17 protein-coding genes are annotated in these 21,543 nt (G+C 60.8%); 2 read left to right on the forward strand and 15 right to left on the reverse strand.

Going from position 1 to position 21,543, the window contains the following annotated elements; translation table 11 throughout:
• Positions 1-126: 126 nt before the first annotated feature.
• The gene (locus AB1S50_RS01365; RefSeq protein WP_367148574.1) at positions 127-828 is read left to right on the forward strand and encodes a tetratricopeptide repeat protein; all 702 of its coding nucleotides are present in this window, start codon (positions 127-129) and stop codon (positions 826-828) included.
• Between the two features lie 266 nt (positions 829-1,094).
• On the opposite strand, the gene pepB is transcribed toward AB1S50_RS01365, so the two are convergent.
• The 9 genes from pepB to AB1S50_RS01410 all read right to left on the reverse strand — a co-directional run bounded on the left by pepB (position 1,095) and on the right by AB1S50_RS01410 (position 13,427).
• Positions 1,095-2,384: an aminopeptidase PepB gene (gene pepB, locus AB1S50_RS01370; RefSeq protein WP_367148575.1), complete on the reverse strand. Its 1,290-nt coding sequence runs from the start codon at positions 2,382-2,384 to the stop codon at positions 1,095-1,097.
• Positions 2,385-2,506: 122 nt separating this feature from the next.
• Positions 2,507-2,974 carry a cupin domain-containing protein gene (locus AB1S50_RS01375; RefSeq protein ID WP_367148576.1) on the reverse strand — a complete coding sequence of 156 codons (468 nt, stop codon included), beginning with the start codon at positions 2,972-2,974 and terminating at the stop codon, positions 2,507-2,509.
• Between the two features lie 20 nt (positions 2,975-2,994).
• Positions 2,995-3,906 carry a rhomboid family intramembrane serine protease gene (locus tag AB1S50_RS01380; protein ID WP_367148577.1) on the reverse strand — a complete coding sequence of 304 codons (912 nt, stop codon included), beginning with the start codon at positions 3,904-3,906 and terminating at the stop codon, positions 2,995-2,997.
• Positions 3,907-4,035: 129 nt separating this feature from the next.
• Entirely contained in the window at positions 4,036-6,204 is a 2,169-nt protein-coding gene (locus AB1S50_RS01385; protein WP_367148578.1) for a mechanosensitive ion channel family protein, read from the reverse strand.
• Positions 6,205-6,375: 171 nt separating this feature from the next.
• Positions 6,376-7,011, reverse strand: coding sequence for a DUF6515 family protein (locus AB1S50_RS01390; protein WP_367148579.1), 636 nt, complete (start codon positions 7,009-7,011; stop codon positions 6,376-6,378).
• Positions 7,012-7,096: 85 nt separating this feature from the next.
• Positions 7,097-8,221, reverse strand: a complete 1,125-nt coding sequence (locus AB1S50_RS01395) for an efflux RND transporter periplasmic adaptor subunit (protein WP_367148580.1) — start codon at positions 8,219-8,221, stop codon at positions 7,097-7,099.
• A complete protein-coding gene (locus AB1S50_RS01400; RefSeq protein WP_367148581.1) occupies positions 8,218-11,313 on the reverse strand; it encodes an efflux RND transporter permease subunit in 3,096 nt (1,031 codons plus the stop codon). Before AB1S50_RS01400 ends, AB1S50_RS01395 begins: the two co-directional genes overlap by 4 nt.
• Positions 11,314-11,516: 203 nt before the next feature.
• Complete coding sequence (locus AB1S50_RS01405) at positions 11,517-12,335, reverse strand: LytR/AlgR family response regulator transcription factor (protein WP_367148582.1); 819 nt, start codon at positions 12,333-12,335, stop codon at positions 11,517-11,519.
• Positions 12,336-12,338: 3 nt separating this feature from the next.
• The gene (locus AB1S50_RS01410; RefSeq protein ID WP_367148583.1) at positions 12,339-13,427 is read right to left on the reverse strand and encodes a sensor histidine kinase; all 1,089 of its coding nucleotides are present in this window, start codon (positions 13,425-13,427) and stop codon (positions 12,339-12,341) included.
• Between the two features lie 187 nt (positions 13,428-13,614).
• On the opposite strand from AB1S50_RS01410, the gene AB1S50_RS01415 reads away from it, so the two are divergent.
• Complete coding sequence (locus AB1S50_RS01415; RefSeq protein WP_367148584.1) at positions 13,615-14,076, forward strand: EVE domain-containing protein; 462 nt, start codon at positions 13,615-13,617, stop codon at positions 14,074-14,076.
• Positions 14,077-14,085: 9 nt separating this feature from the next.
• Here AB1S50_RS01415 and AB1S50_RS01420 read toward each other — a convergent pair whose 3' ends face one another.
• The 6 genes from AB1S50_RS01420 to AB1S50_RS01445 all read right to left on the reverse strand — a co-directional run bounded on the left by AB1S50_RS01420 (position 14,086) and on the right by AB1S50_RS01445 (position 21,528).
• Positions 14,086-14,754, reverse strand: a complete 669-nt coding sequence (locus AB1S50_RS01420) for a nitroreductase family protein (RefSeq protein ID WP_367148585.1) — start codon at positions 14,752-14,754, stop codon at positions 14,086-14,088.
• Between the two features lie 20 nt (positions 14,755-14,774).
• Positions 14,775-14,999 carry a DUF3094 family protein gene (locus AB1S50_RS01425; protein WP_367148586.1) on the reverse strand — a complete coding sequence of 75 codons (225 nt, stop codon included), beginning with the start codon at positions 14,997-14,999 and terminating at the stop codon, positions 14,775-14,777.
• A gap of 180 nt (positions 15,000-15,179) precedes the next feature.
• Entirely contained in the window at positions 15,180-16,715 is a 1,536-nt protein-coding gene (locus AB1S50_RS01430; RefSeq protein WP_367148587.1) for a cryptochrome/photolyase family protein, read from the reverse strand.
• 270 nt (positions 16,716-16,985) lie between these two features.
• A complete protein-coding gene (locus AB1S50_RS01435) occupies positions 16,986-18,170 on the reverse strand; it encodes a CaiB/BaiF CoA transferase family protein (protein WP_367148588.1) in 1,185 nt (394 codons plus the stop codon).
• Positions 18,171-18,204: 34 nt separating this feature from the next.
• On the reverse strand, positions 18,205-19,350 hold the full coding sequence (locus AB1S50_RS01440) for an acyl-CoA dehydrogenase family protein (RefSeq protein ID WP_367148589.1): 1,146 nt from the start codon (positions 19,348-19,350) through the stop codon (positions 18,205-18,207).
• A 15-nt stretch (positions 19,351-19,365) separates the two neighbouring features.
• A complete protein-coding gene (locus AB1S50_RS01445; RefSeq protein ID WP_367148590.1) occupies positions 19,366-21,528 on the reverse strand; it encodes a 3-hydroxyacyl-CoA dehydrogenase NAD-binding domain-containing protein in 2,163 nt (720 codons plus the stop codon).
• Positions 21,529-21,543 lie beyond the last annotated feature (15 nt).

Genomic DNA, 21,543 nt, shown 5'->3' on the forward strand with positions numbered 1-21,543 from the left:
GAAATGAAGTAGAGCGTCTGTTTCGCCGCTTGAAAGGTTTCCGAAGAATATTTAGTCGATTTGATAAGTTGGATGTCGTTTTTAAGTTCTTCATCAACTTTTCATTGATCGCTGACCGGCTAATTAGTGTTAACAGGCCCTAAGGAGTTAAATGAACTTGCAGCGGCTGCGGATAGTGGCGATGCAGTGGCCCAATATATCTATGGTTCTCGTCTTAACACCTTCCGATATTTTAAACGTTACTTGGAAAAAGTTGATCTGCAGTATAAAACTGCTAACGCTTGGTTCACTAAGTCTGCCAAAAGTGGCCTTCCCAATGCCCAGTATGAAATTGGCCGCAATATGCTTGCAGGTAGAGGGTGTGAGGTAGATGTTGTTAACGGCTATAAATGGATTAATGCGGCGGCTATCGGTGGTTACTCGCCAGCGCAAAATACTCTGGCCCAGTCTGCACTTTCTGAGCAGGATAATTTGCCTGCAAAGTCACGCGCTGCCATTGCTTGGCTGAGGAATTCTGTGCAGTCCAATAACTTTACAGCAAGGTTATTGTTGGCCTGGGAACTCTCAACTTCCAATTTCAGTGAACTCAGAAATGGAGAGGAGGCCCTGAGGTTGCTTGAATCCAAGGCCGATAATTATTTTGATGAAGTGAGAATCATGGAAACCAGGGCGGCGGCTTACGCGGAATCTGGTAACTTTAAAGCGGCCATCAAATGGCAGAAGAAAGCACAAAAACTTGCCAGCAGTCTCGGTTGGAGTATTCCGCTGATATCGGAACGCCTGGACGGATATCGCCAGAATGTGCCCTTTAGGGGATCCTACTATTGAATTCCAAAAATTGATTGAACAGGCATTCAGGGCGCCTGGAGTGTTCAAGATTTCCCCGAGAGTGCCATTGAAATCCGGCAACTCGATAAGTTGCCGGATGAAGGTAATACAAGGATGTACTACCGCCGGGCGGAAGTCTGTGCAAACCCCTGAAAAGCCAGCTATTGCACCTAATTGCGCAGCTTCTCAAGGGCGATAATCCAATCGATGAGGGATCGTCAATTGGATTACCGGGTTGATGCTGTTGGCGACCTCCCCCAGTGGGGTCAGTTGTCCTGCAGAAAACGGGCGATGGTGCGCACGCCCTGCCCCTTGGCGCCCTGGGCCCAGAGATCGGTGGCGCTGGGCTGATAGGAGCCGGACAGATCCAGGTGCGCCCAGCCCCGGCCCTGGTCGCGCACAAACCGCACCAGGAAGGCCGCTGCAGTGGTGGCTCCCGGGCTGCCCGGGGCACCCACATTGGCGATGTCCGCAAAGCCCGAAGGGATCTGCTCCAGGTGGAATTTTTCCAGGGGCAGGCGCCAGGTTTTTTCATGTTCACGGGTGGCGGCATTCAGTATCCGCCGGGCTGAGTCGTCCTCCAAGCTCAGCACGCAATTGTAATCCCGCCCCACGGCGATTTTGGCGGCGCCGGTAAGGGTGGCGGCGTCGAGAATCCAGCGCGGCTCCTCCGCCGAGGCGGCGATCAGGCCGTCCGCCAGCACCAGCCGGCCCTCCGCGTCGGTATTGAGTACTTCTGCGGTTACGCCATTCTTGTAGCGGATGATGTCCCCCAGCTTGAAGGCGTGGCCGGAAACCAGATTTTCCGCGCAGCACAGGTACAGCTTCACCCGCTTGCGGAGCCCGCGGGCTATGGCGAGCGCAAGGCCCCCGCTGACCATGGCGGCGCCACCCATATCGGATTTCATGGTGGCCATATTGTCCGAAGGCTTGATGCTGTAGCCGCCGGAGTCGAAGGTGATGCCTTTGCCCACCAGGCAGAAGTCCACCGGTGCACTGTCGTCGCCCCTGGGGTTGTAATCCAGTTGCAACATGGCCGGCTCGCGTTCACTGCCGCGCCCCACCTGGTAAATGCCGGCGAAGCCCTGCTGCTGCAGCTCCTCGCCGGCAATGATTTGATAGCGCACCTGGTCCGGGGCCAGCTTGTGCAGCATTGACGCGGCGCTCTCGGCCAGAACCCGCGGTGACACTTCCTCGGGGGAACCGTTGGTGATTTCGCGCACCCAGCGCAGGGTCTGCTCCCGCGCCTGCAGTTCCTCCAGCTGGGCCCTGTCCCCGCTTCCCCATTCCAGCTGGTTGTCGCGCCTGGGATTGTAGTAACCACACCAGAATGCCCAGCGGCTCTCCATATCCCAGCCGTCCCCACTCAAACTGACCGCCGGCACGCCCATGCCGTCGAGGCGGCGCGCTGCGCGCTGCGCCGCGACCGAAGCGCCGCCGGTCGCTTCGCTGGCGTGCACAGTGGCGCCCTGGGCGGAAAAACTCAGCAGCGCGTTTTGGCCCCAAATCTCCGCCGCCGGGGTTTGTACCAGTTGAACCTGCATAGTGTCGGTCATAGGGTTTCCTGTTGTCGGTCAGTTGTCGGTCAGTTGTCGGTCAGTTGTCGGGCGGTGAAATTAACCCAAAGTGGTGTATCCCGTCCAAGCTTCCGGCTGTGGAGGAAGCAGTTGGCCGGCCACTATTTGGGGTGGGCTATATCGCTGTGATTGACCAGCTCCCAGGGCAGGCCCCGGTTGCGGTAGATTCTTTTGTTTTTGTTGGGGTAGTCGGCCACGTCGTGATCCAGGCGCTGGCCCACCACGATACACCGCAGAAGTTCTCTGCCCGTATTGCGCATGGTGTGGGGCGGACCGCCTGCGGGATAGCCGATAAAGTCCCCGGCGGTCACTGTGTGGATCTCCTCGCCGATCTGGACTTCGGCTTCTCCCTGAAGAATGTATACGCATTCATCTTCAAACTGGTGGCAGTGATATTCGGTGGATTCCCGTCCCGGTTCCAGTTCGATGATATGGAACCCAACACCGGATATTCCGGTGAGATCGCCCAGGGATTTATTGCGACGCACGGCGTTGGGGTTGAGAAAGTGCACCTTGTGCTCGCCTTCCATTGCCACAATCTGCGCTTTTTTCAGGATATATTCACTCATGTTCCCCGCTCCGTTGTCGCTTATATTGTCGACGGATCTGCCGCTGCCTCTGTGGCCCCCGCCTGTGGGCGCCGGTAGAGCATCAGCAGGGCGAGGACAAAACCCGCCAGCAGGCCGCCGGCGTGTGCCCAGTAGGCGACGCCGGCGTCGCCATAGAAATAGCCGAACAGTTCCTTGGCCAGCCACAGTGGCAGTATCAGCAGCGCGGGCGCGCTGAATTTCCCCAGCAAAGAGCCGCTCCTGCCCAATGCGTGCAGCCGGGCCAAGCCGTAAATGGCTACGCATGCGCCCATGACTGCGGAAACGGCTCCGGATGCGCCGACCATCGGCATGGGACTGCCGGCGTCGGCCACCAGATGCAGGCCGGCAGCGGCGAGACCGCCGAACAGATACAGGGCCAGAAACCTCAGGTGTCCGAGGGCCAGTTCCACCGACAGGCCAAACAAAAGCAGGAAGATCATATTGCCGATCAGGTGATCCCAGCTCCCGTGTAGGAACATATGCGCGAGCCAGGGGGAAATTCCGGGATCGGACGGCACCAGCCCGAGGGCAAAGCTGCTGAGCCTGTCGCGCAGGGTGGCGAATTCACGCCGGGCGCCCAGCCACTCCGCCTCTCCCTCGGCCTGTAACTGGGGCAGCAGCCAGCGGTGGAATTCCCGATTGGCCATCAACTCGCGGTAGACGAAGTCCTGCCCCTGGGCGTCCAGCTGAGAGCGCCACTCGGGGTGCCTCTCGTTGACATAGATCAGAAACCGCTGTTCCTCCAGCAGGGGCAGTTCGCTGGAAAAGTAATAGTCCTCGGCCTTCTGCCAGCGCTTTTCATCACCGCTCTGGTAGAACACGAAAACCAGCAGGTTCAGCGCGATGAGGGCAGCGCATACGAGGGGCAGCCCGGGCCGGCCGGATCTGTAGTGGGCGGGGGTGGTCAGCACAGGCTGCGGTGTCCCGGGGCAGTGAGTGAAAGGTGTGGGCACCAGAATACAGGCCGGGGGCCGGCGAAACAAACCGCCCCCCTGGTGCTGGGGTCTGCCGCGCGGGCGATGGTGATTGCCGGGGATTGGCTATTTCTTTACCTGGCGGGTTACCGACAGGGGCGCGTCCCAGCTGCGCAAGTGGAGATCCCGCTGGGGGAAGGGTACTTCGATGCCGTGCTCGCCGAATGCCCGCAGCAGTTCCAGGTTGTAGAGCGCATGCGGGTCACCCAGGGGGGATACCATGTTGCTGTTAATCCATACCACCAGCTTGAAGTTGAGGGCGCTATCGCCAAACTCCATCAGCCAGACTTCGGTTTTGCGACGCCAGTCAGTGTGGGTGATGGGCACCCGCTCAGCGGCCTGAATGGCGGCTTCCCGCACCAGGTCGGGGTCGGAACTATAGCCGACCCCGAAGGGCACATGGATGCGCCGCACCGGGTCATCCAGGGTGTGGTTAATGACCTGATTGGCCACCAGCTCTGAGTTGGGCACCAGAATGTCGATGTTGTCGCGGGTGGTGATGCGGGTCGAGCGGACATTGATGTCGCGGATGCGGCCGAAGACTCCCGATTCCAGTTCCACCAGATCCCCTACCCGCAGGGGTTGTTCAAACAGCAGGATCAGCCCGGAAATAAAATTGGAAAAAATCGACTGCAGGCCGAAGCCGATACCCACAGACAGTGCGCCTGCCACCAGCGCCAGCTTGGAGGTGTCCAGCCCCAACATGATAAGCGCGACCAGTAGCGCTATGGCGATGATGCTGTAGTGGAGTACCCGCCCCAGGTTGTACATGGAGGATTCGGCAGCTTTTTTTCTGCGCACCAGGCGGTTGAGGAAGCGGCGGATCAGGTTGGAAAGCAACCAGGCGGAGATCAGTACAAACAGGATTCTTGCCACCACCCGCAGGGTGATGGGGGTCTGCGAAATGGTAAACAACTGATAGTCTGCCAGAAGGCGCCAGCGCGAGTAGGCGATATTGGAAAAGTATGCGGCCCGTTCCCGAACCGTTGCCCACCACCCTTTGCGCTGTTTGAATACCGTGAGCTGCGCGGTTTGGTACCGCTCCAGATCCTTTACCAGGTCGTCGATACGGGCGATGCCGCCGCTCACCTTTTCAAAATACTCCCACCAGCGACTCATTGCCTGAGGTTCTTCGCTGGTCCAGCTGGCGATCTGGCGCTGGCGCAGGTTCAGCTCGCGCAGGGTTTGGTCCACCACCGTACGGGACGCTGCCACCAGTTCGCGAATTGGCACCAGTGATTGGTCTCCGCCCTCGGGATCCAATGCCGAATTGATGGACAGGAGTATTTCCCGTTTGCGCTTTTCCAGCCGCAGTTCCGTTTCCTGCACTTCCAGCTCCAGCGCCGCCAATTCATTTTCCGCCGCTGCAGCCGAGTCGCTGGATAGGAGTACGGCACTCTGCAACTTGTTGCGCCGCTCCACCAATGTGCCAATTTCCCCATCCTGGGTTTCGATCTCCCTCTCCAGCCGGTCGCCGCTGGCGGCGCTGAAAGTCAGTTCCGCCAGCATGCGCGTCAACTGTACATTGGCCAGTTCGATTTCCTCCTGCCACGCCTCCAGTTGTTGGGTGGTCACGGCAAGGCGCTCGATGGTGTTCAGGTGTTGCATCTCGGCCAGGAAGAGTGTCAGGCCGGCTACCATGGCCGCCCCCTCGTCGTCACCAACTCCGCGAAATACGGTGACCTGTTGGCGTAGCTTGCCCAGCGACTGCTTGGTGGCCTGGTCCAGTTTGCGCGTCTCCAGCTTTACACTGAGTGAGCGTTTGCGTGCCCGCGCCAGAATCGCGTCGGCTTGCGCCCACTGATCCACATTGGGGTTTTGCGGAAATTCGATGCCCGGCAGCAGGGCTATTTGCTGATACTCCTGCGCTTTATCCCAGGTTGTTTGAATGTTGGTAAAGCTGTTGTCGATCTCCTGCGCCAGTTCCTGCAGGGGCGCGGATGGGGGTAACCGCTTACTCCACTCGCGCCAGCCCTCCTCTAGTGCTTCGAGCCACTGCTGCCGCTCCTGCAGAGACAGTTCCGGCCACTGGGTCCACCAGTCGGCGGTGGGCGCGCTGAAGTCGGGCACCACCGGCTGAAACTGTGCTGGCTTGTCCAGGCCCGGCAGCTGCGCTATGGCGAGGGTGCTGAACAGGGTGAAGGTGAATCCAAGCCACGCAAAAGCGCAGCGACGGAGCAGGCGGCGCCACCGTTGTTCGGAGGAGAGAGAGAAAAGATGGCTGGTGCCCACCATAGCCGGCCTGTTTCCCTGGCACTGTTGAGCCGACATTCGGCATAAATTGCCCCGGCAGTTTTTAGAGTTGCCGGGTTAATGGCTGCAAGGTACAGCCCTGGTAAAAGTGTAGCTGAGGCGTTGGAGCGCCCGCGGCCGCTGTACCCCCCATTCGGGTCTGGGGCGTTGGCGTTAATTGTTGCGGTCGCGACGATACTCGCGCAGACAGCGCCGATAGACCAGGCGGTTGCTTCTGTGCAGATCAAGCCGGCGTCGATCTTCCCGGCCGGCGGAGCGGGTGCGGCGGCCGGCATCGGTGGCGATAAAACGGCAATAGCTTTCTCGATCGACACGGTCTTCCCAGTAGGGTGCCCGCAGGGTTTCGCTGTCCCTATCCCCGGTATCGGAGCGGGTTCTGACGGGAGGGAAGGCGCGCGGATAGACGGTAATTTCCGGGGCCAGTGGATCTCGATAGTAATTGCGCCAGTTATAAGGGGGGCTGGCTACGGTATAGGTTCTGCGGGTGGCGCTGTAGAGAAAGAAGGTCCCGGTACCGGAGAGAAAATAGCGTTTGTCGTCGATGGAAAAGAAGGTGCCCTGGGATGGCAGCCGCGGAACTGTCGCTCCCAGCGGCGCCTCTACGGGCAAAAAGTACCGCTGTTCCTTGCGATAAAAATAGCCGTTGGAAAAATAATAGGTTTGTCCCTGGTGGCTGAGTGTTACCGCGTCACTTGGCAGCGCAGGCACAAGATCCTGTGTCCTACCCTTGTCTGTGTGGAAAACCGCCCCCAGGGCGACGGTGACAACCAATGCAGAGACCAGTCCCATGACAGACAATCCAACAACCAGTGGATTGTCCCAAGTGTAGTCGGTGACCTATAGGCCACCCAGCCACGGGGTCGAACTCGTGCAGTTACAGAGTGGACTGGGATTCGGTATCCGTGGCTTCGCGCCCGGCGATTTCCGGCAATACCTTGACCTTCTGCCCCGGCTGCAACCGCTCGGCACCCCGCACTATGACTTTGTCGCCGGCCAGGATGCCGCCATTGACCCCGATCCAGGCGCCGTCGCCGCTGGCGGTTTGCACCGCCAGTCGTTCGGCAGTGGCGTCGTCGGACACGCGAAACACAAAGGCGCTCCCCTCGCGCAGCACCAGCGCGTCCCGCGGCACCGCTACCCTCTGCTGGCTAGGGGCGACGGGCACCGCCACCTGAACCGGCATACCCACTATCCAGCCGGACTGTTGCGGCAGACTCACCATCAATTTCACGCGGCGTGAATTGTCGTTGGTCACCGGTACTGACTGGCGCACCCGTCCCTGCAAAAGTCCCTGGCCGGGAAGACTGTCGGTGTCCGGCTGCGAAATTGCATCGCTGCGCAAGGTAATTACATCCCCGCTTTGCAGCAGCGGTAGGGAGACGATGGGAATGTCCGCCTCCACCTCCAGCTGTGACATATCCAGCGCCCGCAGCAGCTGTTCGCCGGAACGCACATACTCGCCGGTCTGGCGCTCGCGGCTCACCACCAATGCGTCGAAGGGTGCGCGGATATCGGCCTTGGCCAGCTCATAGGCGATACGGTCGCGCTCAATCCGCGCCGCCTGCAGATCTTCCGCCATGGCCTCGCGTTCCGCCTGCTGTTCATCCAGTGCCGCGCGGGAGGTACTGTTGGTCTCGCTGAGCTTGCGCAGGCGTTCCAATTGGGTATCCAGATAGGTGAGGCGCGCCTGCAGCTGGCGTATGCGGCTCTCGGCACTGCGCAGTTGCAGGTGCCAACGGGTGGCGTCCAGCTGCGCCAGACGGCCCCCCTTTTTGATGATGCTGCCGGGCTCGGCGACAAACTCCAGCGCGCCTTCCAGTTCGGCGGCGATTCTGATGTCCCTGCGACTGACCACCCGGCCCGGCGACCACTGGCTCGGGGCTATGTTTCGCAGCTCGGCGCTGTCCACAGCTACGGCGGCCGGTCCGGGTTGGGCCAGGGCCGGCATAGCTGCACTCGCCAACAGGAGAAGCGCCCAGGCCGGTATAGTCTTTTTCATGGTGTATTCCTTATGGCCGCCCGGCCGCGCCACCCTGCAAACCGCGGCAGGGAGAAACCGTCGGTTTGCAACAGGGCCGGCAGTAGAATCAGGGTGAAGAAGGTGCTGACCGCCATGCCGCCGACGATCACTGCGGCCATGCCGCGGTAAATGACGCTGCCTTCACCCGGTGCGAGCAGTAGTGGCAGCATGCCGAACACACTGGTGAGAGTACTCATAAAGATGGGCCGCAGGCGCAGGCGCAAAGCCTGTTCCACCGCCGCTGTGCGCGTCGCCCCTTCCCGCTCGGCAGTGCGGGTCTGGTGAACCAGCAGTATGGCGTTGTTCACCACGAGTCCAAGCAGAATGACGAAGCCGATCATGGTGAGGAGGTCCAGGGGCTGAAAGCCAATCAGGTTCAACAACCGCAGGGCCAGCACCCCGCCCACAGTCGCCAGTGGCACTGTGAGCAGTACCAGCGCGGCGTCCCGCAGCGAGCGGAACAGTGCGCTCAGTAACAGGAACAGGATAACTAGCGCGAGGATAAAATTTTGTGCCAGGGCGCGCAGTGCCTGGTCCAGGTCGCTGGCATTGCCGCCCACCAGGATGTTGCCGTCGGCGGGCATTGCCGCTTCTATTTGGGGCAATATCTCGGTATCGATTTGCGCCCGCACTTCCTCCAGGGAGACGTTGTCTGGCGGCACTATATTCAGCGTGATAGTGCGGCGCCCATCCACCCGGCGCAGACTGCCGGGGCCGACGTTGCGCTCGATGCGGGCCAGCTGGTTGAGGGGCACAACCTCACCGCGAGGGGTTGCCAGTGGCGTATTCTGCAACTGCTCCGGAGTATTCCACTGGCGCGCTTTGAAGATGACGTCGAGACGTTTTTCGCCGTTGAAGTATTCGCCCACATAGAGACCGTTGCCGAGGGCGCGGATCAGCCCACCCAGATCCTGGCGGTTCCAACCCTGCTCGTGCATGGCGCGGTCGTGGGGATGTACCGTGAGTTCTGGCTCCGACAGCGACAGTCCCGGATTCGGCTGCACCGGCACTCCGGGCATCACTTCTTCGATGACCTCGACCCCGCGCGCCGCCGCCTGCATCAGCCCGTCGGCGTCACGGGATTGCAGGTGCAACGTGATCTGGCGGTCGCCGCCGAATTGGCCGAACAGGTTGCCGCGCGCGGCGAAGCCCTGCAGGTCCGGGATATCCACCAGCACTTCTTCGCGCAGAATACGCTCCATTTCCCCGGCCTGGTCCATGTTCTTGACCCGCACGCCCATGGTGCCGCCATTGGGCCAGGCGAGGATATAGTAGTTTTTCAGTGCCGGTTCCCGCTCGCCCCGCATGTAGGGCCCCATGCGGTGGTCCAGCTCGGCGATTATCTCCCGCGAGATGGTGCCGGTGTTGGTGGCGGCGGGAAAATTCAGCCACACGTCCACGGCGTCGCGTTTTACCGGCGGCAGATAGTCGAGCTTGGGCAGCAGCATGTAACTGGCCCCCACCGGCAACAGCAGCAGTGTGCAGATCACACGCCAGCGGCGCCCGGGTGTGCGGGTCAGGCGCATGACTCCCCCGGTGAGTTTTCCCCAGGCGGGCGCCAGGCGATCGCGGCTGGAGAGGTCCGGCAGCCACAACCTGGCGGCTACCGGCACCACCGCCACCGCCACCAGCAGGGAGAATACGACAGCCACAGCGATGGTCAGCGCCAGGTCGCCGAATACCTGTCCCTCCACACTGTCGAGGAAAAATACCGGCAGGAAAATCGCCACAGTGGTGGCGGTGCTGGCCAGCAGTGCACCCCACACCTGACGGGCGCCATCGAGACTGGCGTCTTCCGGCCGGCGGCCGCTCTCGCGCAAGCGCAGGATGTTTTCCAGCACCACTATGGCCGCATCCAGCACCATGCCGGTGGCAAATGCCAGCCCTGCCAGGGAGATGACGTTCAGGCTGCGTCCGGCCGCCGAGAGCACCACGAAAGTGGCGCACAGGGAGATGGGAATGGCCGCCGCGACGATCAGGGTGGCGCGCATGCGGCGCACGAACCACCACAGAATTCCCACCGCCAGCAGGATACCCAGTACCAGGTTGCCACCCAGTAGATTGAGTGCCCGATAGACAAACACCGATGCGTCGAAGGACTGCACCAGAGTCAGTTGTTCCGGCCCCAGTGTCGTCCTGTTCAACGCCTCTACTTCGGCTTTTACCCGCTCCAGGGTGGCGAGCATGTTGGCGTCGTTGGCGCGGTTGATACGCAGGGATACCGCCGGGTTGCCATTTTGCGTGGCGAGACCATTGGCGTCCGAGGGCGCCACGCGAATCTGGGCGATGTCGCCGAGGCGGACCGGGCGGCCGTCGCGCCATTCCAATACCAGCTGCGCCAGGTCATCGGGGTGGTATTCGCCGGCGAAACGCAGTGTGTAGCGGCGCCTCCCGACATCGGTAAACCCGCCGGAAACGTCCCGCGCTGAGGCCAGCTGCTGGGTGACGGCGGGCAGTTGGATGCCCAGTTCGGCGGCCTTCCAGGGATCGAAAACCACCTGCAGCTCCTCGCGGGCGGAGGCGCCGTTCTGCGCTTCGACACTGGCAACTCCAGGCACAGCTTCCAGCGCCGGGCGAATGACATCGTCGATCAGGCCGGTGTAGTCATTCAGGCTGTTTGGGTTGCCCGGCAGTTGTTGCAGAAAGAAATAGGTGAGGGCTGGGGTGCCGCCGCCCCAACCCCCCAGCATCACCCGGGGCGGTTCCGCATCCCGGGGCAGGGGCGGCAGGCTGCCCATGCGGCTGATAACATCGATCAGCACCTTGTCCATGTCGGTGCCCATGGCGAATTCCAGATTCACCCAGGCGCCGCCGCGGCCGGCATTGACCTGCATCTGCTCCAGGCCGGTGAGGCCCTGCAAAACTGATTCGATCGGTTCGACAATTTCCGCTTCGATTTCTTTCGGTGAAGCGGCGCGCCAGCTGGCCTGAATGGTAATGCGCGGGTTGTCGATGTCCGGAAATAACTGGACCGGAAGCTGACTGGCGAGAAAGAGTCCCAGCAGAACCGCCATGACGACCGCAACGGCGGCGGCGGCGGGGTTTTTCAGTGCAGTGGCAGTGAGGGCCATACCCCAATTCCGTATTGGTTTTTATAGTCTGGCAGATTAGCTGTTCGGCCGGTCCGGGCAACAGACTTGCGTTCAGTCGTCGGTTTTTTCGGACCAATTCCGGGATGGGGTTTTGGCGCAGGTTAATGCGGCACAGGGATGCGCCGCCGCTAGCTTTTGGAAGGCAAGCGATTCCGTTTAATTAATCAGAGATTCTTTAGTAGTTACAGGAAGTGCTGCACTTTGTTCTTGTAACTGCGGCTCATTTTCAGGCGCTCACCATTGTTGAGCACCAGATAGTATTCGCCGTTGATATGGGCACAGATTTCCCGCACCCGCTCCAGATTGACGATTGTGGAGCGGTGAATGCGCTGGAAGCTTTTGGGGTCCAGCTGTTGTTCCAGCTCTTTCATGGTGATGCGCATGACGTGTGTTTCGCCCTGCGCATGTACGCACATATAGTCGCCGGCAGCGTCTATCCAGTCGATTTCCCGGGCTGGCACCAGGGTGATTTTACCGGCGTCCTTGATGGCGATTTTTTCCGGGTACTGGCTGCCGCCGAGATCTCCGGCGGCGAGTCGCTGTTCGAGTTCCAGGGGCGATTCGTTGGTCAGGCCGGCCACCGCTTCCAACAGCTGTTCGCGCTGATTGGCGATATCCGCGCTGGCGCGTTTTTCACGCACCCGCTCCAGTGCCGCTGCCAGTCGCTCCTCTTCAATGGGTTTTAGGACATAGTCCACAGCGTTGATCTCAAACGCTTCCACTGCATACTGGTCGTAGGCGGTGACGAACACAATCTGCGGCAGCTGTTCCGGGGGGAGGTCGCGCACCAGTTCGAGACCGCTGATGCCGGGCATCTGAATATCGATAAAGGCCACATCCGGCTGCAGTTCCAGTATCCGCTCGCGCGCTTCGCGCCCGTTGGTGCATTCCGCCACTATGTCCACATCGCGGAGTTTTTCCAGGCGCAAACGCAGACCCCGCCGGGCCAGCGGTTCGTCATCCACAATGACGGCGGAGAGTTTTGTCGTGCTGTCGCTCATGCGCTATTCCTTTTCGAACGGAATTCTGATGTGGACCGCCAGGCCGCCTCCCGGCTGGTTGCGGAAGCGGACTTTCTGTTCCACACCGTAAAGCGAGCGCAGGCGGTCGCAGGTATTGCGTATGCCCACGCCGCGGCCGGAGCCCAGCTGCGCCAGTTCCGCTTCCGCAATCCCGGGGCCATTGTCACTGACCTCCAGTAACAGTTCACCGGCAAAGGTGCGTGCGCCAATGGTAATTTTCCCTCCCATTTCACGCTGAGAAATGCCGTATTTTACCGCGTTTTCCACCAGTGGCTGCAGCAGTAGCCCCGGGACCAGGGCCTGGGGTGAATCCCCTTCCAGGTCGATGTCCACCTGCAAGCGGTCGGCGAAGCGCACTTTCTCGATATCCAGGTACAGCATCAGCGCCTCCACTTCCTTTGCCAGGGTCACCTTCAGCATGGGGTCGTTGTCCAGGGAGTGGCGCAGAAACTGCGACAGGCGTGTGACCATGGTGTTGGCGGTGCGCCCGTCCTGGTCCAGGATCAGGGTCGAAATGGCGTTCAGAGTATTGAACAGGAAGTGAGGATTGAGCTGGTAGCGCAGCATTTTCAGCTGCGCCTGGTGTGCCATGGATTCGGCGCGGAGAGTCCTTTCCTGCTGGGTCAGGGAGGCCTCGTAGTATTTGATTCCATAGTAGAGCGCGCCCCAGGTCAAAAAAATCAGAAACGAGTAGGAGAACCAGTAGATCGCCAGTACTATCGGGTGCTCGTCGCTTTTTATTCCGTAGAGCCACACCGATCCGCCCCACTTGAATGCCGCCCACACCAACGCCGCGGCTATGACCACGCCGAAGGAGCCGAACAAACGCTCCAGAGGTCCTTTGTCCCAGAGCCTGCGAAAGCCGCGACGCATGAGTTCGGACAGGGCGATTCCCGAGGCGGTGGCCGCGGCAATATAGCCGGTGTGGAGCCAGTGGTTTTTCACCCAGAAGAAGCTGCCCACGAACGTCAGCAGGGTATAGCCACCCCAGCCGGAAAGCTGCAGTGCCCAATAGCGCCACCGATGTGAACCCAGCCGCTGCCACAGCCATTCAATTGCTCTGTTGCCCATAAAGCCCCACAGTTGCCGCTAACCGCCGCCGCGGGTAGCGAGTTGACACTTCTACAAGCCTTCATACTAAATGGGCCGGGGCGATGGCGGAATGCCACCGGGCGCAGCATTGTCACAGGTTGCCGCATTGGGGTGTGCCGGTGCGGCACTATTGACCCGGTGCGGGAACTGTCGATCGAGGATGCAGATGAACTACTGGCTGTTTAAGTCGGAACCGGACGTGTACGGAATCGCCGATCTGGCGGCAGAACCCGACAGGACGGGGCGCTGGGATGGTATTCGGAATTATCAGGCGCGCAACTTCCTGCGCGATCAGGTGCAGGTGGGGGATGGGGTGCTCTTCTACCACAGTGCCTGCCGGGTGCCGGCGGTGGTGGGTACGGCGGAGGTAGTAAGGGCCGCCTATGAGGACCCGGCCCAGTTCGACCCTGGCAGCGAATATTTCGATCCCAGGTCTTCCGCAGCCAAACCGCGCTGGTACTGTGTGGACATCCGCTGGCGCAGCCAGTTCGCCCGGCCGGTGCCGTTGGCCACAATCAAGCGGGATCCGAAGCTGGCGGCGATGGTGCTGGTGCGGCAGGGGCGGCTGTCTGTTCAACCGGTGACGGCGCGGGAATGGCAGAGAATTCTGGATCTGGGCGGTCACTAGCCGCCGGCGTCACAGGAATTCCGCTATCTCTTCCAGTGGTTTTTTCTCGATAGCTGGTACCAGGGCGCCCTCCGCCGGCAGGCCCGCCACCAGGATCATATAGGGTTTTTCGGTGGCCGGACGGCCGAGGATCTCGTTGAGGAATTTCATCGGACTGGGTGTGTGGGTCAGCGTCGCCACACCGGCATTGTGCAGCGCCGCTATCAGCATGCCGGTGGCGATACCCACGGATTCGGCGGTGTAATAGTTTTTTAGCTTTTCGCCGGCGTCACCGCTGCTGAATTTTTTCAGGAAGATCACGATCAGATAGGGCGCGGTCTGTAGAAAAGGTTTGTGCGCATCGGTGCCCAAGGGTTCCAGTGCATTGAGCCATTCGGTGGACGCGCGGCGCTGGTAGAACTCGCGCTCCTCCTCCTCCGCCGCCAGCCTGATCCGGCGTTTGATCTCCTCGCTCTGCACCACCGCGAAGTGCCAGGGTTGCATATTGGCGCCGCTGGGCGCGCTGCCAGCGGTGCGGATCGCGTCCTCAATTACCGCGCGCGGTACCGGGGCGGCGGAAAAATCACGCACACTGCGGCGCGCCCGCATCTGTTCATAGAAGTCGCGCCCGCGCCGGCGCATTACCGCTTCATCGAGATGTTCGAATTCCAGCGGCTGAAAATTTTTGCTTTCACTCATGGGGACTCCGGTACAGCATTTCACACGACGCCCTTGGTGCGCGCGATCATCAGGCTCAGCAGCGAAAGCAGGGTGAGAACACCGACTATCACCGCCAGCAGCAGCCATGGTCGAAACGGTTTGCGCTCCACATCGTTGACACCACTGTGCAGAAATTTGTCCACCCGGGCCTGGTCCTCGTCGGACAGTTTCTTTGGGTGGACCCCGCTGTCAGAGGTTTTGGGTGCGTCTCGTTTATCGGGCATAGGGGCTGTGCGCTTATATTTTTTCTGCATCGAGTTTAGAGGAAAGACTCCCCTGATGAAAGCGCCGCCGCTGCGCCCGGCGTCCTGTTGTTGGGTTTGTTTGCGGGGGATAAATACCGCAGCTGAAACCCCAGGCGCCGGTGGTTCCCACCCGGTTTTGGCGGGAGCTGCGCACCCGGGCTAAAAGCTGTCCGGGTTGCGAATGATCTGCTGCGCCCTGGATTTCAGTGCCCGCAGCTCCTGGGGCTTCATCCTGTTCAGCAGACTCAGCATCATCGCCATGCGGGGATTGCCCTGGAAGTATGCCCGTTTCTCCGCCAGGAAGTTCCAGTAGAGACTGTTGAAGGGGCAGGCGCTGTCCCCGGTTTTCTCTGTGACCCGGTAGTGGCAGTCCTCACAGTAGTTGCTCATTTTGTGAATATAGCTGCCGCTACTCACATAGGGCTTGGTGGCCACCAGGCCGCCGTCGGCGAACTGACTCATGCCGCGGGTGTTTGGCAACTGTACCCACTGTACGGCGTCTGTATAGATGCCCAGATACCAGGCGTCCACCTGATCCGGGTGCACCTGGGCCAACAGGGCGAAGTTGCCGGTGATCATCAGCCGCTGTATGTGGTGGGCATAGGCGTGTTCCAGACTGTTCCTGATGGCGTGGTGCAGGCAGTTCATACGGGTGTGGCCGGTCCAGTAGAATTCCGGCAGGTGCCGCCGGTTGCGAAGGCGGTTGCAGCTTGCGTAGCCGGGCATTTCCCGCCAGTAGACACCGCGCATATACTCCCTCCAGCCGAGGACCTGCCGTACAAACCCCTCCACCTGACTGATATGGATCTGGCGTTTGTGGGCCCGCCAGTGGGTGAGTACTGCCTCAATGACCTCGCCCGGGTGCAGCAGTTTGCTGTTCAGGGCGAAGCTGAGGCGGCTGTGGAACAGGAAGTCTTCACCGGGATCCATGGCGTCCTGGTAGTCGCCGAAGTGCACCAGCAGTTGCCGGCAGAAGTGGCGCAGGAGCTTCAGGCAGTCGGCGCGGGTGCTTGGCCAGTTGAAGTGCAGCGGATCTATTTCGCCCACAGTGGCGACGCCAGCGGCTGCAATGCGCTCCAGGGTGGCGCGAACATCCTTGCGAAAACCAACCCCGCGGGGAACCGCGGGCCGGCCCCGCCACTTTTTGCGGTTGCTCTGGTCGTAGTTCCACTGTCCGCCCTCCGGTTTGTCGTCGCCGGTCATGAGGATCTTGTGCTTGCGGCGCAGCTGGCGATAAAAGCTTTCCATCAGCAGGGTTTTTCTGCCCTGGAAGTATTCCGCCAGCTCGGTGCGTGTGGTGAGGAAGTGCTCACTGTCGACGGCTTCGCACTCAATGTCGAGATCCTCGCTCAGCTGCCGGAGCTGCTGTTCGAGCCGGTATTCGTCTGGCAACTGATATTCGAACCTGTCGATGCCATGCCTGCGGATCAGATCGCGGATATTCTGTTCCAGCCACTGGGTATTGTGGGGGTGATCCAGTGGGTAGTGGATGACCCTTTTGCCGCGGGACTCCAGCCAGCGGGCGAAGGCCTGCATGGCCTCGAAGAAGGCCACCAGCTTCTGGATGTGGTGTCTGGCGTAGTCGGTCTCCTGGCGCATCTCGGCGATAAAGTACAGGGTGTCTTTGTGGTCGTTGCGATACCAGCTGTGCCTGTGGTTGAGCTGGTCGCCGAGGATCAGGCGCAGAGTCTTCACAAACAGTGTCCGTTTTTGGGTTGCGCCGCCGCGGAGTCGGCAGCGTTCATCTGCGGTGTCGCTGGTCGGCGCCAATGCCTGGGGCCTGTTGTCCCGAACAGGGATCTTCGGGGCGCAAATCAAGTTTGTAGCTGCTTGATTTATCCTGGAGGCTTTGCGGACATCGCCGCAAACCCGGTTGAGGAAAGCCTGGGAAGGCTTTTTCAACATTCTGATAGAGGTTAGTTCAGAAGCGGTATCGCAAGAGCCTTGTCTTAGTGTCAACAGGCCCTAGGCAATTATCCCCTGGGTCTGAAACTGTTGGATTTCTTCCGCGCTGTACCCCAGCGTGCGCAAAATCTCGCCGGAGTTTGCGCCGGGTTGCACGCCGGCACTGTGGCGCAGGGGTTTGTCGGAGCCAAAGCTCAGAGGGGTGTTGATTTGTGTCTGCTCGCCGCCTCCGGGCAAGCTGGCCTGGCACAGCATTTGTCGCTCCTTTATCAGGTCGCTCTGCGCGGCTTCGGAAAAAGTCAGCACCGGTTCCACGCAGGCATCCAGCGATGCCAGGTCCCTCAGCCAGTCGTCGAGACTGCGCGTGACTATGACTGCGGCGATGTCCCGTTTGAGGGGTTGCTGTTGCGCCGGGTCCAGCAGGCGCTGCTGCCAGTCGGGGTGCCCCAGCAGCTGAAAAAAGCGCTCGGCAAACTGTGGTTCCAGCCCACCCACGGCCAGGTGACGGCCGTCGGCGGTGGCATAGTAATCGTAGTGGCTGCCGCCGTTCAGCAGCTCCTGTTCCAGCTTTGGTTCCCCGGCGCCGGCCAGTGCGTTGGCGCCGCAGATGGCGTTGAGGGCAAAGGCGCAGTCGGTAATGCTGAGGTCGATATGTCCGCCGCGGCCGGTGCACTGGCGCCGATACACGGCGGCGAGAATACCCATTACCGCATGGTGGGCGCCGCCGGCGATATCCGCTACCTGGGTGCCGCTGAGACTGGGGCCGCCGTCGCGCCGGCCCGAATAGCTGGCCAGGCCGGACAGGGCCAGGTAATTGATGTCGTGCCCGGCGCGAGCCCGCAGGGGGCCGCTGTGGCCATAGCCGGAGATGGAGCAGTAGATCAGGTCCTCGCGGACCTGCTGCAGAGCGGTGTAGTCCAGCCCCAGTTTGGCCATCACCCCGGGGCGGAACTGCGCCAACACTATGTCGTACTCGCTTAGCAGACGCCGCACTATTTCTGTGGCGCGGGGGGCTTTTAGGTTCAGTGCGAGGGATTTTTTGTTGCGATTGATGGTGGCATGGGCCGCCGACACGGCGCCGACCATGGGGGGCAGGTTGCGTAGCAGATCGGGGCGCGTGGGGGATTCGATACGCAGTACTGTGGCCCCCATATCCGCCAGTAGCATACTGGCGTAGGGGCCCGGCAACAGGGTGGAGAAGTCGAGTATTTTGAGGCCGTTCAGCGGGCCCTGGATTTCCCTCATGGTCGTTTCGTCACCCGAGTGCCGCCCCCCGATGTCAATCCTTGAGCAGCTCCCGGGAGATAATCACCTTCATAATCTCGTTGCTGCCGGCGTAAATACGCTGCACCCGCGCATCCGCCCAGGCGCGGGCAATGGGGTATTCCCACATGTAGCCGAACCCCCCGTGCAACTGCACACATTCGTCCAGCAGTTTGCACTGGAAGTCGGTAGTCAACAGCTTGGCTTTGGCCGCGGTGGCCACGTCCAGTTTGCGCGCATAGTGCAGTTCCAGGCAGTGGTCGACAAAAACCCTGAGTGCAGTCAGTTCGCTGGACAACTCCGCCAGCTTGAACTGGGTATTTTGAAAGGCGGAGATGGGTTTGCCAAACGCTTTGCGTTCGCGCACATAGTCGATGGTCCACTGGAGAGCGGCCGCAGCATTGGCTATGGCACCGATGGCCACGCTGAGCCGCTCCTGTGGCAGCTCCTGCATGAGGTAGACAAACCCCTTCCCCTCGGCCCCAAGCAGATTCTCCGCCGGCACCTCGACGTCGTCGAAAAAGAGTTCGGAAGTGTCCTGGGCTTTCATGCCGATTTTTTCCAGGTTGGTGCCCCTCCTGAAGCCGGGCAGGTCCGCTTCTACCAGCAACAGGCTGATACCGGAGGCGCCCTCACCCGGATCGGTCTTGGCCACCACCACTATCAGGTCGGCCATCTGGCCGTTGGTGATAAAGGTCTTGGAGCCGTTCAGAACATAGTGATCGTCGCGCCTGACGGCTGTGGTGCGCACGCCCTGCAAGTCGGAACCGGCGCCCGGCTCGGTCATGGCGATGGCGGTGATGATTTCACCGCTGATGCACCTGGGCAGGTATCTCCGTTTCTGATCCTCGGAGCCGTAGTTGACGATGTAGGGGACGGCGATATCGGAATGCAGTCCCCAGCCGATGCCGGTGAGACCCAGATGTGAGATCTCTTCGCCGATGATGGCGTTGTAGCCAAAGTCCAGTTCCAGCCCGCCGTAGGCCTCCGGAGCCTGGGGGCACAGGAAGCCCATTTCGCCGGCCTTGTTCCACAGGGCGCGGTCCACCTGTCCGTCCTTTTCCCATTGGGAATGGTGGGGTACCGCTTCATTTTGCAGAAACTTGTGCACTGTATCGCGGAACTGTTCATGTTCTTGGGTGAATACGGTTCGGGGGATCATGGCGGGTCTCCGAATTTATTGCCGTTCATCTCTCAATTGTTGCCTTTGTGCAGCCAGAATCCGCAGTGATTCCGTCGGTTGCAGCTGCTGGCCGTAAACTTCGCTGAGCGCCAGGGCGCGGCGGTAGAAGGCCTCGGGTCCGTATTGATTGATATACTGCAGTGCGCCACCTGTCCAGGGCGGGAAACCAATACCGAAAATGGAGCCGATATTGGCATCGCGCACGCTGCGCAGTACCCTTTCGTCGTAGCAGCGCAGGGTCTCCAGGGCCATAGTGAACAGCAGTCGCTCCTGAACATCCCGCAGTGGCGGCTGTTCACCATTCGGGGCAAACTCTCTGCGCAGAGCCGGCCACAGACATTTTTTGCGCTCCTCTGGGTAATCATAAAAGCCACCGCCCGCGGCTTTGCCGGCGCGGTTCAGGGCCAGCATGCGGTCGATGACCGTATCCGCCGGGTGGGCGGCGGGGATCCGGTTTTCCCGCCGCATATCGGCCAGGGTCTGCTGACGGATTTTCGCCATCAGGGCCAGCGACACTTCGTCACTCACCGCCAGTGGCCCCACGGGAAAGCCCGCCAGCAATGCCGCGTTTTCGATCAGGGCGGGGCTGACGCCCTCTCCCAGCATGGCAATGGCTTCCCTGGTATAGCAGCCGAAAACACGCGAAGTGAAAAAGCCGCGGCTGTCGTTGACGACGATAGGTGTTTTGCCGATTTGTATGGCGAAGGCAAAGGTGCGGGCGAGAGTGGTGTCACTGGTGTGCTCACCGCAGATGATCTCCACCAGTGGCATCTTTTCCGCCGGCGAGAAAAAGTGCAGGCCGATAAAGTTCTGCGGCCGCTCCGAGGCCTCGGCGAGACCGGTAATGGGCAGGGTGGAGGTGTTGGAGGCGAAGATGGCGTCCTCCGCCAGTTGCGCCTCGGTATCTGCAGTAACTTTCGCCTTGAGGGCGCGATCTTCAAATACCGCTTCGACAACCAGTTCGCAGCCGCGCAGATCCTCTGCCTCGGTGGTGGGGTGAATGCGGTCGAGGATGGCCTCCATGCCGGCTGTATCCATACGTCCCCCTTGCACACGTTTCTGCAGGGACTTTTCCGCGTAGTCTTTCCCCTTTGCGGCGGCTTCAGCGGAAACATCTTTCAGGACCACTTGAACACCCTTGGCGGCGCAGGCGTAGGCGATTCCGGCGCCCATCATGCCGGCGCCGAGAATACCGACTTTGTTCAGGGGGGCGGTGTCTATCCCGCGCGCGTCTGCGGGCAGAGAGGCGCCGGCCTTGATGGCGTTCAGCCCGAACCAGAAGCTGCCGATCATGTTTTTCGCCACCTGCCCACAGGCCAGCTGGACAAAGTAGCGGGATTCAATGCGGGTGGCGGTGTCGAAATCCACCTGCGCCGCTTCCACTACCGTTGACAATATAGCCGCCGGTGCCGGCTGGTGGGCCCCGGCTCGCTGTTTCAACATCGCTGGCGCCGCGATGAGAAACCGGGCGTTGAAGGGGTCTTTGGCATCGCCACCGGGCATCTGGTAACCGGGCCTGTCCCAGGGCTGCGACATGGCATCGCCAGCGTTAGCGAGGACAAAGGCGCGGGCGCGGGCCAGCAGTTCCCCCTCGTCTTTGGCCAGCTGGTGGATGAGGCCGGCTGCCAGGGCCCGGGCCGGCGCCAGCTGCCTGCCCTCCAGTAAATAGGGCAGGGCGTTTTGCATACCCAGCAGGCGCGACATGCGCACACAGCCGCCGCCTCCGGGGAGCAGCCCCAGGGTCACTTCCGGCAGGCCAATTTTTGTGGTGTGGCGGTCGATGGCGATACGGTGGTGGCAGCTCAGGGCAATTTCCCAACCGCCGCCGAGGGCGGCGCCGTTGATGGCTGCCACCACCGGCTTGCCCTGGGTTTCCAGCCAGCGCAGATCCTCTTTCAGTGCCTGGCACTGCTGGAACAGCTGCTGCGCATCGTCCTCGGTGGCGGCGTAGAGGCGGTTCAGATCCCCACCGGCAAAAAAACTGCTTTTGGCGGAGCGCACAATAATGCCGGCGTAGTCCTCCCCGGGCAGCGCCTGTACCACTGAGCGCAGCGAATTGGTGAAGTCGCCATCCATGACGTTGGCGGAGGCGTTGGGATTGTCCAAAATCAGGTGGATTATATTGTCATTGTCTTTTTCTACGCGGATGGATTTCATGGTCTGCGTCCCGCT

The sequence above is a fragment of the Microbulbifer discodermiae genome (assembly GCF_040742695.1).
GTDB lineage: Bacteria > Pseudomonadota > Gammaproteobacteria > Pseudomonadales > Cellvibrionaceae > Microbulbifer.

Coding starts and splice junctions, on each gene's coding strand:
- pepB (WP_367148575.1), bottom strand. CDS start 2,384: ATGACCGACACTATGCAGGTTCAACTGGTACAAACCCCGGCGGCGGAG.
- AB1S50_RS01375 (WP_367148576.1), bottom strand. CDS start 2,974: ATGAGTGAATATATCCTGAAAAAAGCGCAGATTGTGGCAATGGAAGGC.
- AB1S50_RS01385 (WP_367148578.1), bottom strand. CDS start 6,204: ATGGTGGGCACCAGCCATCTTTTCTCTCTCTCCTCCGAACAACGGTGG.
- AB1S50_RS01390 (WP_367148579.1), bottom strand. CDS start 7,011: ATGGGACTGGTCTCTGCATTGGTTGTCACCGTCGCCCTGGGGGCGGTT.
- AB1S50_RS01395 (WP_367148580.1), bottom strand. CDS start 8,221: ATGAAAAAGACTATACCGGCCTGGGCGCTTCTCCTGTTGGCGAGTGCA.
- AB1S50_RS01400 (WP_367148581.1), bottom strand. CDS start 11,313: ATGGCCCTCACTGCCACTGCACTGAAAAACCCCGCCGCCGCCGCCGTT.
- AB1S50_RS01405 (WP_367148582.1), bottom strand. CDS start 12,335: ATGAGCGACAGCACGACAAAACTCTCCGCCGTCATTGTGGATGACGAA.
- AB1S50_RS01410 (WP_367148583.1), bottom strand. CDS start 13,427: ATGGGCAACAGAGCAATTGAATGGCTGTGGCAGCGGCTGGGTTCACAT.
- AB1S50_RS01415 (WP_367148584.1), top strand. CDS start 13,615: ATGAACTACTGGCTGTTTAAGTCGGAACCGGACGTGTACGGAATCGCC.
- AB1S50_RS01420 (WP_367148585.1), bottom strand. CDS start 14,754: ATGAGTGAAAGCAAAAATTTTCAGCCGCTGGAATTCGAACATCTCGAT.
- AB1S50_RS01425 (WP_367148586.1), bottom strand. CDS start 14,999: ATGCCCGATAAACGAGACGCACCCAAAACCTCTGACAGCGGGGTCCAC.
- AB1S50_RS01435 (WP_367148588.1), bottom strand. CDS start 18,170: ATGAGGGAAATCCAGGGCCCGCTGAACGGCCTCAAAATACTCGACTTC.
- AB1S50_RS01440 (WP_367148589.1), bottom strand. CDS start 19,350: ATGATCCCCCGAACCGTATTCACCCAAGAACATGAACAGTTCCGCGAT.
- AB1S50_RS01445 (WP_367148590.1), bottom strand. CDS start 21,528: ATGAAATCCATCCGCGTAGAAAAAGACAATGACAATATAATCCACCTG.